Below are 16,417 nucleotides of genomic sequence, written 5' to 3' on the forward strand. Positions count from 1 at the left end.
ATCTTTAATGGGTTAGCGCAGCTTTTTGGCTAAAAACAGACTAAATTCTCTATTTTTCAGTCTATTAAGGAAAGATAATATTCTGATTTTTGCCATAGATAAACAAAAAAAAGTCCGTCACACAGCATAAAATAACGGCATAAAGAGCCGAATAAAACGCTGGTTTTTAGGTTAAAACTCTGTCTATTTTTCGATCCATACTGTTTCAAGCTGCCTATGTGAATATCGAAAAACGAATCACCTGTCTGCCAGGGCAAAAAAGAGAAAGCCTGCGGCAGAATAAATTGAGTACACTGACCGCCATTTTCGCGACTGGAGCCCACCGCCCATGAAATTGACCATCATTCGTTTAGAGACCTTTAGCGACCAGGACCGCATCTGCCTTGGCAAGATCTGGCCGGATCGTGTTCCCGCCGAATCAGCCCTCGACGATACTCACCGTTTGTATGCCGCCCGCTTTAACGAGCGCCTGCTGGCCGCCGTGCGCGTGACGCTGAGTGAACATCAGGGCGAGCTGCGCGATTTATGCGTGCGTGAAGTGACCCGCCGACGCGGCGTCGGGCAATATCTGCTGGAAGAGGTGATGCGCGATAACCCGCAGGTTAGCCGTTGGCTGCTCAGCAAAGCAGGCGCGGAAGAGAGTCTGGAAATGGCGGCGTTTGCCAAAGCGCTGGGCTTTACATCCAGGGAACAGGGCTGGGTGCGAGGGTAGTTTGAACCACTCGGTGTAGGCCGGATAAGCGCAGCGCCATCAGGCACTGCCGCATACATTGCCGGATGGTGGCGTACGCCTTATCCGTCCTACATTGAGAACGACTTACTTCGCGTCGGTCGCCGTACCGTTGGCGTGCCAGTTGAAAATGCCGAATTCGAAGCCTTTCAGGTCACCCTTCTCATCCCAGGACAGCGGGCCCATTACGGTATCCACGGTGCTTGCCTTGAGGAATTTGGCGATCTCAGCCGGATCGTCAGAGTGGTTCAGACCCGCCTGCAGAGATTGCAGCGCCGCGTAGGTGGTCCACACGAACGCACCGCTCGGATCCTGTTTCTTGGCTTTGATTGCGTCAACGATCGGTTTGTTCGCCGGAACCTGGTCATAGTTCTTCGGCTTGGTCACCAGCAGGCCTTCAGCAGATTCACCCGCGATGTTAGACAGCGACACGTTCGCTACCCCTTCCGGCCCCATGAACTGGGTTTTCAGGCCCGCAGCACGCGCCTGACGCAGGATCTGCCCCATTTCCGGGTGATAGCCGCCGAAGTAAACGAAGTCGATATTCTCTTTCTTCAGACGCGCCACCAGGGTGGAGAAATCTTTCTCGCCGGCGGTGATACCGTCAAAGAAGACCACGTTGGCGCCGCCTTTTTTCAGGCCGTCCTGCACTGCACGCGCCAGACCTTCGCCGTACTGCTGCTTGTCGTGCACGATAGCGATGCGCTGCGGCTTCACTTTATCGAGAATGTATTTCGCGGCGGTCGGGCCCTGGTCAGAGTCCAGACCGGTGGTGCGCAGAATCAGCTTATAGCCGCGCGCGGTCAGCTCCGGTGCCGTCGCCGCCGGGGTGATCATCAGAATGCCTTCGTCTTCATAGATGTCAGACGCTGGCTGAGTTGAAGAGGAGCACAGGTGGCCGATAACGTACTTAATGCCGTCGTTGACCACTTTGTTCGCTACCGCCACCGCCTGTTTCGGGTCGCAGGCATCGTCATATTTTACGATTTCCAGCTTGTTGCCCTTGATGCCGCCTTTGGCGTTAATATCGGCCACCGCTTGCGCCGCACCGCTGAACTCCTGATCGCCATACTGCGCAACCGGGCCAGACATCGCGCCAACGACAGCAACTTTAATATTTTCTGCTAATGCCATATTGCTGAATGCCAGTGCAATACATCCTGCCAGTAACGCTTTGCCCTTCATTTTCATCCTGAGGTTCCCCATTATTATGGTTATTGCAATTGTTGTGATGTTGTTGTTTAGCACATTATTCTTATATCAGACGCATGGTAAGTATAAGATATTAATATTAAGGGACGCTGCCTGTGCTTTTGCAGCATACTCTGCTAAAACATACCCCATTTTTATGGAATTGAAACGTTAATTTTGACGGATTTGTAACGCAAAAATGACAAAAAAAGCCACTCATCGGAGTGGCTTAAGGGATCAGGGGGAGTCAATTCATTCACTGAGAGCCCGACGAATCACCTCCAGCGCCTGCTGGAACTGTTTCTCAGGAATCGTGAGGGGGTAAAGGAAGCGAATCACGTTGCCGTACACACCGCAGCTCAGCAGTAGCACCCCTTCCGCCAGCGCGCGTTCCTGTACCAATTTGGTGAACTCCGGCGACGGCTCGCGGGTTTGCGGGTCGACAAACTCCACCGCCACCATCGAGCCCAGGCCGCGCACGTCGGCAATCGCCGGGCAGCTGTCGCGCAGGCTGTTGAGCACTTCAATCAGATGCTGGCCCAGATGATTGGCGCGGTTACACAGCGCTTCTTCTTCGATGACGTCCAGCACCGCATGCGCGGCGGCAATCGCCAGCGGGTTACCCGCATAGGTACCGCCCAGACCGCCGGGGGCCGGGGCGTCCATCACCTCGGCGCGACCCACTACGCCGGAGAGCGGGAAGCCGCCGGCCAGGCTTTTCGCCATGGTCATCAGATCCGGCTTCACGCTGTGGTGCTCCATGGCAAATAGCTTGCCGGTACGGGCAAAGCCAGTCTGCACTTCATCCGCAATCAGCAGAATGCCGTGGGTGTCGCACAGCGTACGCAGCGCCTGCATAAACTCGGGCGGCGCAACGTTGAAACCGCCCTCGCCCTGCACCGGCTCGATAATAATCGCCGCCACCTGATCCGGGGCGATGTCGGCTTTAAAAATATGGGTCAGGCTTTTGAGCGCCATGTCGACAGTGACGCCATGCGCCGCATTCGGGTACGTAGCGTGGTAAACCGACCCCGGGAACGGGCCGAAGCCGATTTTGTAGGGTGCCACTTTGCCGGTTAGCGCCATGGTCATAAAAGTACGCCCATGGAAGCCACCGCCAAAGGTAATCAGCCCCGGACGTTTGGTGTAGGCGCGGGCAATCTTCACCGCGTTTTCAACCGCTTCGGCCCCGGTGCTGAAGAACGCCGTTTTGGCATTGCCGGCAATGGGCGCCACGGCATTGATACGTTCTGCTAATGATACATAGCTTTCATAGGGAACAATCTGGTAGGCGGTATGGGTAAAGGCCTGAAGCTGGTTTTCCACCGCCACAATCACCTGCGGGTGGCGGTGACCGGTGTTGAGCACCGCGATCCCGGCGGCGAAATCAATATATTCATTGCCTTCAATATCCCACAGCGTGGCGTTCTCCGCGCGCTCCGCGTAGAAACCGCACATCACGCCGACGCCGCGCGGCGTCGCCTGTAAACGCCGATGATTCAGTGACTCGTTACTCACGGTAAACCCCCTGCCGTTAAAAGACGGAAAAATACATAGCGCTTATTTAGTCTTTGCCATCGACTTCATTCGCGCCAGCGATAAAAGGGAAATAAACAGAGGAAAGCGTGATGACGGTGGGATAAAAAAACAAAACCCCCGGACAGGCATCCAGGGGTTATCAGGGTAACGCGTTAACTGTCGTTATCAGGCTTCAATCGCCGCACGCAGTTTTTTCATCGCGTTCTTTTCAAGCTGACGTACACGTTCGGCAGAAACGCCGTAACGGTCAGCCAGTTCTTGCAGCGTGGACTTGTTGTCTTCGTCCAGCCAGCGGGCGCGGATGATGTCCTGGCTACGTTCGTCCAGGCCTTGCATCGCGTCGGTCAGCTTGTTGGCCGCCTGCTCTTCCCAGTTATCGTCTTCGATGCCGTCGGCAAAGTTGGACGATTTATCCTGCAGATAGAGCACCGGAGCAACGGAGTGGCTTTCAGACTCGTCGTCCGAAGACATATCAAACGCCATGTCCTGCGCCGCCATACGCGACTCCATCTCACGCACGTCTTTGCTGGAGACGCCCAGCTCGCGGGCCACCATTTCGACTTCATCCTGATTGAACCAGCCCAGACGCTGCTTGGTTTTACGCAGGTTGAAGAACAGCTTACGCTGTGCTTTGGTGGTCGCCACTTTAACGATACGCCAGTTACGCAGTACGTATTCGTGGATTTCCGCTTTGATCCAGTGCACCGCAAAGGAGACCAGACGAACGCCCACTTCCGGGTTAAAACGGCGCACCGCTTTCATCAGGCCGATGTTACCTTCCTGAATCAGGTCCGCCTGCGGCAGGCCATAGCCCGAGTAGTTACGAGCAATATGAACAACAAAGCGCAGGTGAGACAGGATCAGCGTTTTAGCTGCTTCCAGATCGCCCTGGTAATGCAGCCGTTCAGCAAGCGCCTTTTCTTCATCAGCCGTCAACATCGGCCATGCGTTCGCAGCCCGGATATAAGATTCCAGGTTACCAACAGGGGCTAACGCTAAATTTTGCATTTCTTTGGTCATTCAAATCCTCTCAATTCACTTCATACTGGCGGAGGCTTGTCCCCGAAGGCAACAAACATGCCAGGCTCTATGAGCAACGAGAATATCATCCGCTCTTTTATCAGACAGTGAGTTTATCCACAAGTTCCGTGCAACAGTGTGAATAAATTACGCACAAAATGTGACACGCGATAGTTGCGAGGGCAGAAAGATGGGGTTGAAAACACATCCCCTGCGAACGGAAGTCGTCGCAGGGGAAGAGTATAACAGAACTTTTTTAGTCGGGGGTAAAGTGACGTAAATGTTGTACCGTGGCAAGCCAGGCTGCCACCCAACCAATCATCGAGCACAGCAGCAGCAGCAACAGACACTCGTCAAACGACAGGCCGCTCAGTTCAAACTGGGTGCCGAAAACCCGCGCCACTTCGGTGACCGCCGATGACAAACGCATCACCAGAATCTCCGACAGGATCAGCGACAGAAACGCGCCGGCAAAGCCCAGCAGCGCTCCGCCGTACAGGAACGGCCGCAGGATAAAACCGTCGGTCGCGCCAATCAGCTTCTGCACGTTGATGGTATCACGACGGGCAAAAATGCTCAGGCGCACGCTGTTACCGATGACGAGGAATACCGCCGCCACCATCAGCACGCCAATCATCGCCGCCACGCGTCCCACCAGCCCGGTAATCGAGGCCAGACGGGCAAACCAGCTGTCGTCCATCCGCACTTCGTTAACGCCCTGAATCTGGGATACCCGGTCACGCAGCGTGTTCAGCGCGTCGGTGGTCTGGAAGTCAATTTTCGGAATCACCACCGCCACGGCGGGCAGCGGGTTCTCTTCCAGCATATCCAGCGCGCCGCCAAAGCCTGACCAATTGCGGAATTCACCCAGCGCCTCATCGCGGGAAAGGTAGTTCACCTTATCCACGCCCTGCTCGGCCTGAAGTTGGCCCACCACCTTCGCGGCCGCATCGTCATCCAGCGTTTTTTCCAGATAGACGGTGATCTGCGGCGACGGGTAGTACTGTGACGCCGCCGTATTGACGTTTTTGTACACCATGTAGCAGACGCTCGGCAGCGTCAGGGAGATAGCAATCACCATCACCGTCAGGAAGGTGGCGAACGGTTTGCTTTTCAGGTCCTGTAACGCGCCTTGCCACGCATAGCGCACCTGTTCGTTGAACACGTTGGTTTTGCGTGAATTCGGCTTTGTCGCAGGCTTCGGCCGTTTTGGCGCATTGCGGTTATCGCCGCCTTTACCGACGGATTGGCGAATCCTGTCCAGTCGCCCGCCAAACTGGCGAATCTGGTTGATGGCATCGCGCTTATTCATTCATCAGGCCTCCATGCAGATGGCCGTCGCTCAGCGTCAGCATGCGATAGGAACGACTGGAGATCAGCCCAATATCGTGCGTCGCCATCAGGACGGTCACCCCAACGCGGTTAAACTCTTCGAACAGTCGCAGAATGCCTTCCGACAGCGCATTATCCAGGTTACCGGTTGGTTCATCCGCCAGCAGTACCGCAGGCTTGTTCACCACCGCACGGGCAATACCGACACGTTGTTGTTCACCACCGGAGAGCTGAATCGGGAAGTTCTTCGCCTTATCCAGCAGCCCCACTTTATCCAGCGCCGCCGACACGCGGCGGCGGATATCGTCCGCGCTCGCGCCAGCAATAATCAGAGGGATCGCCACATTATCGAAAACGGTGCGGTCCATCAGCAGATGGTGATCCTGGAAAATCATGCCGATCTGGCGACGCAGGAACGGCACCTCACGGTTCTTCAGGCGGCTGATATCATGGCCGCCGAAGAAGATTTTCCCGGCGCTTGGCCGTTCAATCCCACAGATAAGCTTCAGCAGGGTACTTTTACCCGCGCCGGAGTGGCCGGTCAGAAATGCCATCTCGCCCGGCTGCAGGTGGAAAGTGACGCCCTGCAGCGCTTGTCTCCCGCCGAGATAGGCTTTGCTGACGTGTTCAAAGCGAATCATTGTTAGTCCTCTCGGGCAAAAAGTGCCTCAATAAAATCGCCCGCTTTAAACGGACGTAAGTCCTCTATACGCTCGCCGACGCCGATATAACGAATCGGAATGCCGAACTGATCCGCCACGGAGAATATCACCCCGCCTTTGGCGGTACCGTCGAGTTTAGTCAACGTAATGCCGGTCAGACCGACCGCTTCATGGAACAGTTTGGCCTGGCTGATCGCGTTCTGCCCGGTGCTGGCGTCAATGGTCAGCATCACTTCGTGCGGCGCATCAACGTCGAGTTTCTTCATCACACGGACAATTTTCTTCAGCTCTTCCATCAGGTGCGATTTGTTCTGCAAACGCCCGGCGGTATCAGCGATCAGTACATCGACGTTACGCGCTTTTGCCGCCTGGATAGCATCGAAAATGACCGAAGCAGAATCTGCGCCGGTGTGCTGCGCAATCACCGGAATGTTGTTGCGCTGGCCCCAAACCTGCAGCTGCTCAACCGCCGCCGCGCGGAAGGTATCGCCCGCCGCCAGCATCACGCTTTTACCCTGCTGTTCGAACTGACGCGCCAGCTTGCCGATGGTCGTGGTTTTACCCACGCCGTTAACGCCGACCATCAAAATAACGAATGGCGTTTTGCCTTCAATATTAAGTGGTTCATCCACTTTTGCGAGAATTTCACCCATCTCATCTTTCAGCAGGCCGTACAGCGCTTCCGCGTCGCGCAGCTGTTTACGGCTGGCGGTATCGGTCAGGCTGCTGATGATCTTACGGGTGGTTTCCACACCGACGTCGGCAATCAGCAGCTGTTCTTCCAGCTCTTCAAACAGATCGTCGTCGATTTTCTTGCCGCGGAACAGACTGATAAATCCGGAACCGAGATTTTCTTTCGTTTTCAGCAGGCTGCGTTTCAGGCGCGCGAAGAAGCCTTCTTTGGTCGGCTTTTCCTGTTCCTGCTGAGCGTCGTCGGCAGGCGTCTCTTCCACCGCCGCCTCTTCTTCGACGATTTCATCTTCAGACTGCGTCGCCAGCGCCTGCGCTTCCAGCTCTTCGTCGGTCAGCTCAGGTTCAATCGCTTCATCCTGCTCCGAAGGGGTCTCCTCGACCACTTCCGGTTGTTCTTCAACTACCGGCTCGATTTCTTCGACCACTTCCGGCTGTGCTTCAACAACCGGCTCGATTTCTTCGACCACTTCCGGCTGCGCTTCAACAACCGGCTCGATTTCCTCAACCGCTTCCGGCTGTGCTTCAACAACCGGCTCGATTTCTTCGACCACTTCCGGCTGCGCTTCAACAACCGGCTCGATTTCCTCAACCGCTTCCGGCTGTGCTTTTTCGCTTTCCGCAACCTGCTCGGTCACTTCCACGACTTCAGCCGCGAAAGCTTCACTCTCGGCAATCGTATGGGCGTCTTCAACGACCGGTGTCTCTTCTGCGATGATTTCCGGCTCGACAGCAGGCGTTTCCTCTATCGGCTGTGATTCAATTTTTTCTTCTGATTCAACAACCTGTTCCTGTTCTTTCTGCCCAAAGCCCAGCCAGGAAAAAAAGCCACGTTTTTTTTCTTTTGCCATTTGCAACCACACTCCCCGCTGTTTTTGATGGCGCCACTTCGCCATAATCGACGCGAAGGCTAAAATAATGATGAAATTAGTCGCTTAGTCTACCACTTAACTTCCCTGGCTTCACCGCTTTCACCCGGCTGAGCAGATCGCTAGAATAGCAGGCCGAAAGAGCGACCAGAGCAAGCAAATGAAAAAACCAACTTCCGGCGGCAGTGGCCAGATCCGCATTATTGGCGGGCAATGGCGAGGCCGTAAACTCCCTGTTCCTGATAGTCCGGGACTGCGCCCCACCACCGACCGGGTGCGCGAAACCTTATTCAACTGGCTGGCGCCGTCGATGGTCGATGCCCGTTGCCTGGACTGCTTTGCCGGCAGCGGCGCGCTGGGACTGGAAGCGCTCTCTCGCTACGCGGGTAGCGCCACGCTGCTTGAGATGGAGCGTCAGGTTGCCCAGCAGTTGCAAAAGAACCTCGCCACGCTGAAGGCGACGCACGGAAAAGTGGTAAATACGAATACGCTCGCATTCCTCAACCAGACCGGTACGCCGCACGATATTGTGTTTGTCGATCCGCCGTTCCGTAAAGGATTACTGGAAGAGACGTTACACTTGCTGGAGAGCAATGGCTGGCTGGCTAGTGACGCGTTAATCTACGTCGAAAGCGAAGTCGAAAACGGCCTGCCGCCGGTACCCGCCAGTTGGGATCTGCATCGGGAAAAAATCGCCGGTCAGGTGGCTTATCGTCTCTACCAACGTGAAGTACAGGGAGAAAAGGATGCTGATTAATCTGGGTCGTTTGTTGATGCTGTGCGTGTGGGCATTTCTGCTATTGAACCTGTTTCACCCGTTCCCGCGTCCGCTGAATATTTTCGTCAACGTCGCGCTGATCTTCATGGTGCTGATGCACGGTATGCAGATGGCGCTGCTGAAATCCACGCTGCCGAAAGACGGCCCGCAGATGACGCGCGGAGAACAAATTCGCATCTTCCTGTTTGGCGTGTTTGAACTGTTGGTGTGGCAGAAAAAAATTGGCGCCAGCCTGAAGAAAAAGTAACGACAGCCGGCCTGGTCATGCACCAGGCCGCGTTTTACTGGTCTGCCTTAAACTCAACGAAACGCGAGCCTTTGTAGCTCAGCGTGCCTTTGTCGCCCACCGTCAGCTGATGATACTGCGCCGCCTCGACGCGAAAGCTCACCTCCAGGCCGCCCTGCTCCGGCTTAAAGCTCACGTCATAGCGCATCTCGCTGCCCGCAGGCGCTACCGTTTGCTGACGTGAACGACGGTCATTCAGTACCTTCTCGCGCTTATTGCTCACCACCACTCGCTTTTGCATCAGCGGCGCGGCGTCGTTGTCCATCTTCTCGCGTCGTTGCTGCACGTAGCGAAACGAGGCTGCAACCACGATGACGGCCACCACCACGATGAAAAAAAGAGGCATTTTGCTCATTTCAGGTTCTCTTAAGAATTTACGCAAATCATAGTAAAGGGCGCGGTCAGCCATTGTCATCTGGTCATCCACGCTACTACACTGGACATTCAAGACTGGCTACACAGTACCCATTAATGATAACAGATACAGGGACTTAATATGCTTTGGTCGTTCATCGCCGTATTCTTCTCCGGCTGGCTCTATGTCGATGCCGCCTACCGTGGCCCCACCTGGCAACGCTGGGTGTTTAAACCTATCACACTCATTTTACTCTTGTTTCTCGCCTGGCAGGCGCCGATGTTTAACGCCATCAGCTACCTGGTGCTGGCAGGCCTGTGCGCCACGCTGGTCGGCGATGCGTTAACCCAGCTACCGCGCCAGCGCATGCTGTACGCCGTGGGAGCATTCTTCCTCTCCCACCTGCTGTATACCATCTGGTTTACGAGCCAGCTCACCTTCACCTTCTTCTGGCCGCTGCCGGTTGTACTGCTGGTGATTGGCGCGCTGTGGGTGGCGGTTATCTGGACGCGGCTGGAAGAGATGCGCCTGCCGGTGCTGGCCTTTATCGGCATGACGCTGGTGATGGTGTGGGTCGCGGGCGAGCAATGGTTCCTGCGGCCAACCGATACCGCCCTGTCCGGCTTCGTCGGCGCGGCGCTGCTGCTTATCGGCAACATCGTCTGGCAGATGAGCCACTATCGTCGCCGCTTCCGCGCCGATACGGCGATCTATGCCGCCTGTTACTTTGCCGGGCACTTCTTTATCGTTCGCGCGCTTTATCTGTAATTTCCTGCTTGACTCTGGAGTCGACTCCAGAGTGTATGCTGCGCTTAATGAGACAACGATCATTAACCGGAGGATACAATGTCGACTCCAGAGACGCAGGGCAAAAAAGCCCCACAGTTCTCCTCATTTAAACTTGCCCCCGCGCCACAGCCGCAGGAAGACTGCTGCTGCGACAGCCAGTGCGCAACCGCTGAAGCCGCGCCAGAAAGCGCGCTGGAAGCACGCTATAGCTGGGTCGTCAACGGCATGGACTGTGCCGCCTGCGCCCGCAAAGTAGAGACGGCCGCAAGCCAGGTTGCCGGAGTCAAACAGGCAAAAGTGCTGTTTGCCACCGAAAAACTGCTGGTCGAGGCCGATGAAGATATTCGTGCGCAGGTGGAAAAAGCGGTCACTGCCGCAGGCTACACGCTGCGCAGCGAAGATGAGCCGCAGCCCGAGGTTCCAGAATCCCGCCTGAAGGAAAACCTGCCGCTGATTGCGCTGGTCGTGATGATGGCAATCAGCTGGGGCCTGGAGCAGTTTAATCACCCCTTCGGCAATCTCGCGTTTATCGTCACCACGCTGGTTGGGCTATACCCCATCGCCCGCCAGGCGCTGCGCCTGATGAAAAGCGGCAGTTGGTTCGCGATTGAAACGCTGATGAGCGTCGCAGCCATCGGCGCGCTGTTTATCGGCGCTACGGCGGAAGCCGCGATGGTGCTGCTGCTGTTTTTAATCGGCGAACGGCTGGAAGGTTGGGCGGCAAACCGCGCTCGTCAGGGCGTTAGCGCGCTGATGGCGCTGAAGCCGGACACCGCCGTGCGCGTGCGCGATGGCCAGCGTGAAACCGTGGCGCAGAAAGATTTGCAGCCCGGCGATGTGATTGAAGTGGCTGCCGGTGGCCGCCTGCCGGCTGACGGCAAGCTGATCACCCCCTTCGCCAGCTTTGACGAAAGCGCATTAACCGGTGAGTCGATCCCCGTTGAGCGCAGCGCCGGAGAGAGCGTTCCGGCTGGCGCCACCAGCGCCGACCGTCTGGTACAGCTGAGCGTCATCTCCAAACCGGGTGACAGCGCGATTGACCGCATCCTGCGTCTGATTGAAGAGGCGGAAGAGCGTCGCGCGCCGATCGAGCGCTTTATCGACCGCTTCAGCCGTATCTATACCCCTGTGATTATGGCGATTGCGCTACTTGTCACGCTGGTGCCGCCGCTGCTGTTCTCCGCCTCGTGGGAGGAGTGGATCTACAAAGGGCTGACCCTGCTGCTAATCGGCTGCCCGTGCGCGCTGGTGATATCCACCCCGGCGGCGATTACCTCTGGCCTCGCCACCGCCGCACGCCACGGTGCGCTGATTAAGGGCGGCGCGGCGCTGGAGCAACTTGGCCTGATTCGCCAGATGGCGTTTGATAAAACCGGCACGCTGACCCTCGGTAAACCGCAGGTGACAGCCATTATCGCCACCGCTGAACTGAGCGAAGACGCATTGCTGGCACAGGCTGCATCCGTAGAGCAAGGCTCCACGCATCCGCTGGCACAGGCGGTGGTGCGTGAGGCGCAACAGCGGAATTTGGCCATCCCGCAGGCAACCGCGCAGCGAACGCTGGTGGGCTCGGGCATTGAAGCGGAAGTAGAGGGTCAGCGCATCGTTATCTGCGCCGCAGGCAAATTCCCGGCCGAAGCGCACCTGGCGCAGATTCAGCAGTTAGAAAATGAGGGTAATACCGTTGTGCTGGTCACCCGCGACGACACGCTGCTGGGCATTCTGGCGCTGCGCGATACGGTACGCAAAGAGGCTCGCGAAGCGATTGATGGCTTGCGCGAATTGGGTATTCAGGGCGTGATTCTGACCGGCGATAACCCACGCGCCGCGAAAGCGATTGCCGATGAGCTGGGCATGACTTACCGCGCTAACCTGCTGCCTGCGGATAAGGTGAAAGAAGTCACCGCGCTGAACGTGCAGGGCCCACTGGCGATGGTTGGCGATGGCATCAACGATGCCCCGGCGATGAAGGCGGCGGCAATGGGGATTGCGATGGGTAGCGGCACCGATGTGGCGCTGGAAACCGCCGACGCCGCGCTCACCCACAACCGTCTGACCGGGCTGGTGCAGATGGTTCGCCTGGCGCGCGCTACTCACGCCAACGTGCGGCAAAATATCGCCATTGCGCTGGGGCTGAAGGGGATTTTCCTCGTCACCACGCTGCTGGGCATGACCGGGCTGTGGCTGGCGGTGCTGGCGGATACCGGCGCAACCGTACTGGTGACGCTGAACGCGCTGCGGCTACTGCGCAGAAAGTAGCGAGCCAACACGGCCTACCGCTGTAGGCCGGGTTGCACCCTGAACGCTTACTCGTTAATCGCCTCAAGAATCACCAGCTGGTCGCTCACCAATTTCTTCGCTGCTGGTGAGCTTGCCGCCGCAAGCTCTGCCTGCAAGGCCGCCTGCTTTTGCTTCTTCGCCTGTGGGTCGCTAAACAGCAGCGCCTTCACATTGAACGACGCCACGTTGCTATAGCGTCCATCGTCGCTCATCGGCACGCTGATTTTGCCGTCATTCAGCAGCTTTTCGACGATCTTACGTTCACGATCGTAACCTTCGAGCCCAACCAGCTGCCAGCGCTGTACCGCCTGCCCCTGATAGTGACCTTTTTTCACCTCCGTCAGGTAGCGGATGGTCAGATTGCGGATGGTGCCCGCCTCTTCGCCATATTCCGCCTTGCTATCCGACAGTACCGGGAACTGCATACCTTCCAGCACGCCGCCTTTTTGCGTCAGGTGACCCATGCGGTAGCTGTTCATCCCGAGACGAATTGGCGTGCTGTCGGTCACTGGCGTACCATCCGCCATGTGCAGATCGCGAATACGCTGCCCGGCAGGCTGGCGCAGGTCAATCTTGTAGGTTACGCCGTCGAAGAAATCGTTGGTGGAATATTTAGACGCCCGGCGCTGCGGGTTAAAGCTGTAGGTGACGTCACCATCATGCAGCTGATTGAAGTAACCCGCCGACCACTCCATGTACTTTTTCAGCTCTTTGCCGGTCAACTGATACACGGTAATTTCGCCGCCCGCATACTGATAGTTAAAGGCGATATCTTTTGCCGTAATGGTGCCCACATTCAGTTTGGGTCGGTCGTTATCAATTTGCAGGGCAATCACCTGCGCCTTCGGCGCATAGTAGCGGCTGGCTTCCTGATACAGCTTGCTGATACCAGTGTCCTGAATATGGACCTGCGGAATGCCTTTCACCGCATCCGGCGGCACCAGATCCTGGCCAGTCAGTTGCGCGATCGGCCGATTGGCGTTGGCGCGCAGGATTTTGTGGTACGGCTGATAGACCTCTTCCAGCGCCTTGTCTGACGCCATGCCTTTGATGGAATAGGTATAACTGTCTTTGTTGATCAGCACATATTTGCCGTTGTGCTGCTCAAACTGCAGGTCGATACGCGACAGCGCGCGGCCGTATTTATCCGGTTCGGTCACGATGACGCCGTTAATCACCTCTTTATCGACCTTCACGTGCATATGCCCGGCGACGATGGCCGCCAGCTCAGGGTTAGCGCGCGCAATATCCCCGACGCCGGTCCCCGGGCGCTGGTTCTCGTTATCGATCCCCATGTGCGCCACCAGCACTATGGCATCCACCTCACCCTGAATCTGCTGGATGGTTTGCTTCACCGCCTGTACCGGGTCGGTAAAGTTAAGCCCTTTGACGCGGTCGGTGCCTTTAGCGAACTCAGCGGTCATCGGCGTATCCATACCGATAATGCCGATCTTCACTCCCTGACGTTCAATGATTTTATACGCAGGCAGATAAGGTTTGCCGCTGTCCCACAGAATATTGCCGGCCAGCGCCGAGCCTTTAAACTGGTTCAGCGAGGTCGACAGCGACGTCAGGCCAAAGTCGAACTCATGGTTGCCCATCACCCAGACGTCATAGTCCAGGGCGTTAAACCCGAGGATCATCGGGCTGGTTTTGTCGTTTTTGAAGGTTTCGACAAAGTTGCCCTGAATGGTGTCGCCCGCGTCGACCAGGATGACGTTCGGCTGCTGACTGCGCACTTCGCGCACCTGCGTCGCAATCTGGCTCAGGCTGCCCGCCAGATTTTCGGTATCCGTCGAGTAATCCCAGGGGACGAAGGTGCCATGGAGATCGGAAGTGCCCAGAATCGTGATATTGACCGGTTCAGCCATCGCCGTAGAGGTACCTAAACAAAGCAGCAGTGCTAAGAGTGATTTTTTCATTGTTATTTGTGGTGCCGGAAGGGAAATGAGGGGAAATTATGCGATTCACATCAATAATTTGGCCAGAGGCTTTACAGGGTAAACAATAAAACTGAGAGGCAGTTCAAGGTTAGGCGGGCTAGCGGAAGGGAAATGGCGGCCACGGTTTGAAAACAGTCCGGGTAAGGCCGCCGTTCGCGATTAATGGCTCTTGCGCAGCAAATACTGATACGGCAGCGACGCGGTCTGCTGGGCAATCAGCTCATGTTCCATAAAGCGGCAAAAGCCGGGAATATCGCGCGTGGTGGCGGGATCGTCGGCGATAATCAGCAACGTTTCACCCACCGGCATCGTGCGTACGGTTTTACGCACCATCATTACCGGCTCCGGGCAGCGCAGCCCTTGCGCGTCTAAGGTATGGTCGGGGCTGGAGAACAAATCGGTCATTATCATCTCGTCATCATAAAAATCGCGCCTAGTTTACGCCGACGGCGCAACGACGCAACCAGGTTAACGATTGCGCGAAAAACAACCATTGCAATGACGCACGAAAGCAGTATCATTCCGCCCCTGCAATGGGTTTGCAGTTTATTGGGTTCCCTCACCCCAACCACTAAAAAGGTACAATATGACTCCCTTTACCTCCATACAGCGCCGCCATGCGCTGGTCTGGCTATCGCTATTCCATCTGCTGGTGATCACCTCCAGCAACTATCTGGTGCAGCTGCCGGTAACGATTTTCGGCTTCCACACCACCTGGGGCGCGTTTAGCTTTCCGTTTATTTTCCTCGCCACAGATCTCACCGTGCGCATTTTTGGCGCGCCGCTGGCTCGACGTATTGTCTTTGCGGTGATGATCCCGGCGCTGATGATCTCCTACGTGATTTCATCGCTGTTTTATATGGGCCAATGGCAGGGTTTTGGCGCGCTCGCGCACTTTAACCTGTTCGTCGCCCGTATCGCCGCCGCGAGCTTTATGGCCTATGCGCTGGGGCAGATCCTTGACGTTCACGTGTTCAACCGCCTGCGCCAGAACCGTCGCTGGTGGCTTGCGCCGACGGCTTCCACGCTGTTTGGCAACATCAGCGATACGCTGGCGTTCTTCTTCATTGCCTTCTGGCGCAGCACCGACCCGTTTATGGCCGACCACTGGGTGGAAATCGCCCTCGTCGACTACTGCTTTAAAGTGCTTATCAGCATTATTTTCTTCCTGCCGATGTACGGCGTACTGCTGAATATGCTATTGAAAAGGCTGGCAGATAAATCTGATTTGTCAGCAATGCAGCCAGGTTAAAGGTTCATTTGACGGGTTGTGTTAAGATAGGCGGATGAGCCGTTTATGGCTATTTAGCGAAAGGAAGAAGTCAATGCGCAAATTGGTGAAATATGTTGGTATTGGCCTGCTGGTGATGGGGCTTGCCGCCTGCGACAACAGCGATACCAGCACGCCGGCACAGGGTTCGGCAGCCGCCAGCGATGCTGCGGGTCAGTCGATTAACCTGCTGGACGGTAAGCTGAGCTTCACGCTGCCTGCCGGGATGACCGACCAGAGCGGTAAACTGGGCACCCAGAGCAACAACATGCATGTCTACTCGGATGCCACTGGCCAGAAAGCGATCATTGTTATCGTTGGCGATAGCACCAATGAAGAGCTGTCCGTGCTGGCAAATCGTCTGGAAGAACAACAGCGTAGCCGCGACCCGCAGCTACAGGTGGTGACCAACAAATCCATCGAGATGAAAGGCCACACGCTGCAGCAGCTTGATAGCATCATCTCTGCCAAAGGGCAGACCGCTTACTCTTCCGTAGTACTGGGCAAAATCGACAACAAACTGCTGACACTGCAGGTGACGCTGCCAGCGGACAACCAGCAACAGGCGCAGGCTGATGCTGAGAAAATCATTAATACGCTGGTCATCAACTAATTTCGCTTGATGATCTCACGGCCTCTCGCGTGACTACGCCAGAGGCCGTTTTTTTAGCCGCCAGCCGAGC

Annotated in this window: 16 protein-coding genes; 7 read left to right on the forward strand and 9 right to left on the reverse strand. The window is 56.3% G+C overall.

The genetic code is table 11. The features are described from left to right. The first annotated feature begins 328 nt into the window (after positions 1-328). On the forward strand, positions 329-712 hold the full coding sequence (gene panM / locus NNN71_RS18290) for an aspartate 1-decarboxylase autocleavage activator PanM (protein WP_163446766.1): 384 nt from the start codon (positions 329-331) through the stop codon (positions 710-712). Between the two features lie 105 nt (positions 713-817). On the opposite strand, the gene livJ is transcribed toward panM, so the two are convergent. From livJ to ftsY, 6 genes are all read right to left on the reverse strand, one after another. Continuing rightward, a complete protein-coding gene (gene livJ / locus NNN71_RS18295) occupies positions 818-1,921 on the reverse strand; it encodes a branched chain amino acid ABC transporter substrate-binding protein LivJ (RefSeq protein WP_100249924.1) in 1,104 nt (367 codons plus the stop codon). Positions 1,922-2,173: 252 nt separating this feature from the next. Then, on the reverse strand, positions 2,174-3,439 hold the full coding sequence (locus NNN71_RS18300) for a 4-aminobutyrate--2-oxoglutarate transaminase (protein WP_223803741.1): 1,266 nt from the start codon (positions 3,437-3,439) through the stop codon (positions 2,174-2,176). A gap of 186 nt (positions 3,440-3,625) precedes the next feature. Then, positions 3,626-4,480, reverse strand: coding sequence for an RNA polymerase sigma factor RpoH (gene rpoH, locus NNN71_RS18305; RefSeq protein WP_064541362.1), 855 nt, complete (start codon positions 4,478-4,480; stop codon positions 3,626-3,628). Positions 4,481-4,736: 256 nt separating this feature from the next. Continuing rightward, complete coding sequence (gene ftsX / locus NNN71_RS18310) at positions 4,737-5,792, reverse strand: permease-like cell division protein FtsX (protein WP_064541359.1); 1,056 nt, start codon at positions 5,790-5,792, stop codon at positions 4,737-4,739. Then, positions 5,785-6,453 (reverse strand): cell division ATP-binding protein FtsE, encoded by a 669-nt coding sequence (gene ftsE / locus NNN71_RS18315; protein ID WP_064541355.1) that lies wholly within the window; start codon positions 6,451-6,453, stop codon positions 5,785-5,787. The genes ftsX and ftsE overlap by 8 nt, the downstream gene beginning before the upstream one ends. Before the next feature lie 2 nt (positions 6,454-6,455). Then, positions 6,456-8,015: a signal recognition particle-docking protein FtsY gene (gene ftsY, locus NNN71_RS18320; RefSeq protein WP_163446770.1), complete on the reverse strand. Its 1,560-nt coding sequence runs from the start codon at positions 8,013-8,015 to the stop codon at positions 6,456-6,458. Positions 8,016-8,193: 178 nt separating this feature from the next. On the opposite strand from ftsY, the gene rsmD reads away from it, so the two are divergent. After that, the gene (rsmD, locus tag NNN71_RS18325) at positions 8,194-8,790 is read left to right on the forward strand and encodes a 16S rRNA (guanine(966)-N(2))-methyltransferase (protein WP_163446772.1); all 597 of its coding nucleotides are present in this window, start codon (positions 8,194-8,196) and stop codon (positions 8,788-8,790) included. Continuing rightward, the gene (locus NNN71_RS18330; RefSeq protein ID WP_064541345.1) at positions 8,780-9,058 is read left to right on the forward strand and encodes a DUF1145 family protein; all 279 of its coding nucleotides are present in this window, start codon (positions 8,780-8,782) and stop codon (positions 9,056-9,058) included. Before rsmD ends, NNN71_RS18330 begins: the two co-directional genes overlap by 11 nt. A 34-nt stretch (positions 9,059-9,092) precedes the next feature. Here the strand turns inward: NNN71_RS18330 and NNN71_RS18335 are convergent, their stop codons facing one another. Then, positions 9,093-9,452 (reverse strand): DUF2500 domain-containing protein, encoded by a 360-nt coding sequence (locus tag NNN71_RS18335; protein ID WP_163446774.1) that lies wholly within the window; start codon positions 9,450-9,452, stop codon positions 9,093-9,095. Positions 9,453-9,593: 141 nt separating this feature from the next. Here NNN71_RS18335 and NNN71_RS18340 point away from each other — a divergent pair, with 141 nt between their 5' ends. After that, complete coding sequence (locus tag NNN71_RS18340) at positions 9,594-10,220, forward strand: lysoplasmalogenase (RefSeq protein ID WP_163446776.1); 627 nt, start codon at positions 9,594-9,596, stop codon at positions 10,218-10,220. Positions 10,221-10,298: 78 nt separating this feature from the next. After that, positions 10,299-12,500, forward strand: a complete 2,202-nt coding sequence (gene zntA / locus NNN71_RS18345) for a Zn(II)/Cd(II)/Pb(II) translocating P-type ATPase ZntA (RefSeq protein WP_163446778.1) — start codon at positions 10,299-10,301, stop codon at positions 12,498-12,500. Between the two features lie 47 nt (positions 12,501-12,547). Here the strand turns inward: zntA and NNN71_RS18350 are convergent, their stop codons facing one another. Together NNN71_RS18350 and tusA are read right to left on the reverse strand one after the other, a co-directional pair. Further along, positions 12,548-14,443 carry a bifunctional metallophosphatase/5'-nucleotidase gene (locus tag NNN71_RS18350; protein WP_271459065.1) on the reverse strand — a complete coding sequence of 632 codons (1,896 nt, stop codon included), beginning with the start codon at positions 14,441-14,443 and terminating at the stop codon, positions 12,548-12,550. A gap of 180 nt (positions 14,444-14,623) precedes the next feature. Next, positions 14,624-14,869 (reverse strand): sulfurtransferase TusA, encoded by a 246-nt coding sequence (gene tusA, locus NNN71_RS18355; RefSeq protein ID WP_163446782.1) that lies wholly within the window; start codon positions 14,867-14,869, stop codon positions 14,624-14,626. 181 nt (positions 14,870-15,050) lie between these two features. On the opposite strand from tusA, the gene NNN71_RS18360 reads away from it, so the two are divergent. Together NNN71_RS18360 and NNN71_RS18365 are read left to right on the forward strand one after the other, a co-directional pair. Next, complete coding sequence (locus NNN71_RS18360) at positions 15,051-15,716, forward strand: 7-cyano-7-deazaguanine/7-aminomethyl-7-deazaguanine transporter (protein WP_163446784.1); 666 nt, start codon at positions 15,051-15,053, stop codon at positions 15,714-15,716. A 73-nt stretch (positions 15,717-15,789) separates the two neighbouring features. Further along, positions 15,790-16,347 carry a DcrB family lipoprotein gene (locus NNN71_RS18365; protein WP_065356415.1) on the forward strand — a complete coding sequence of 186 codons (558 nt, stop codon included), beginning with the start codon at positions 15,790-15,792 and terminating at the stop codon, positions 16,345-16,347. Positions 16,348-16,417: the final 70 nt, after the last annotated feature.

Source organism: Kluyvera sp. Awk 3 (genome assembly GCF_028069715.1).
In the GTDB taxonomy this organism is placed as follows: Bacteria; Pseudomonadota; Gammaproteobacteria; order Enterobacterales; family Enterobacteriaceae; genus Kluyvera; species Kluyvera georgiana_A.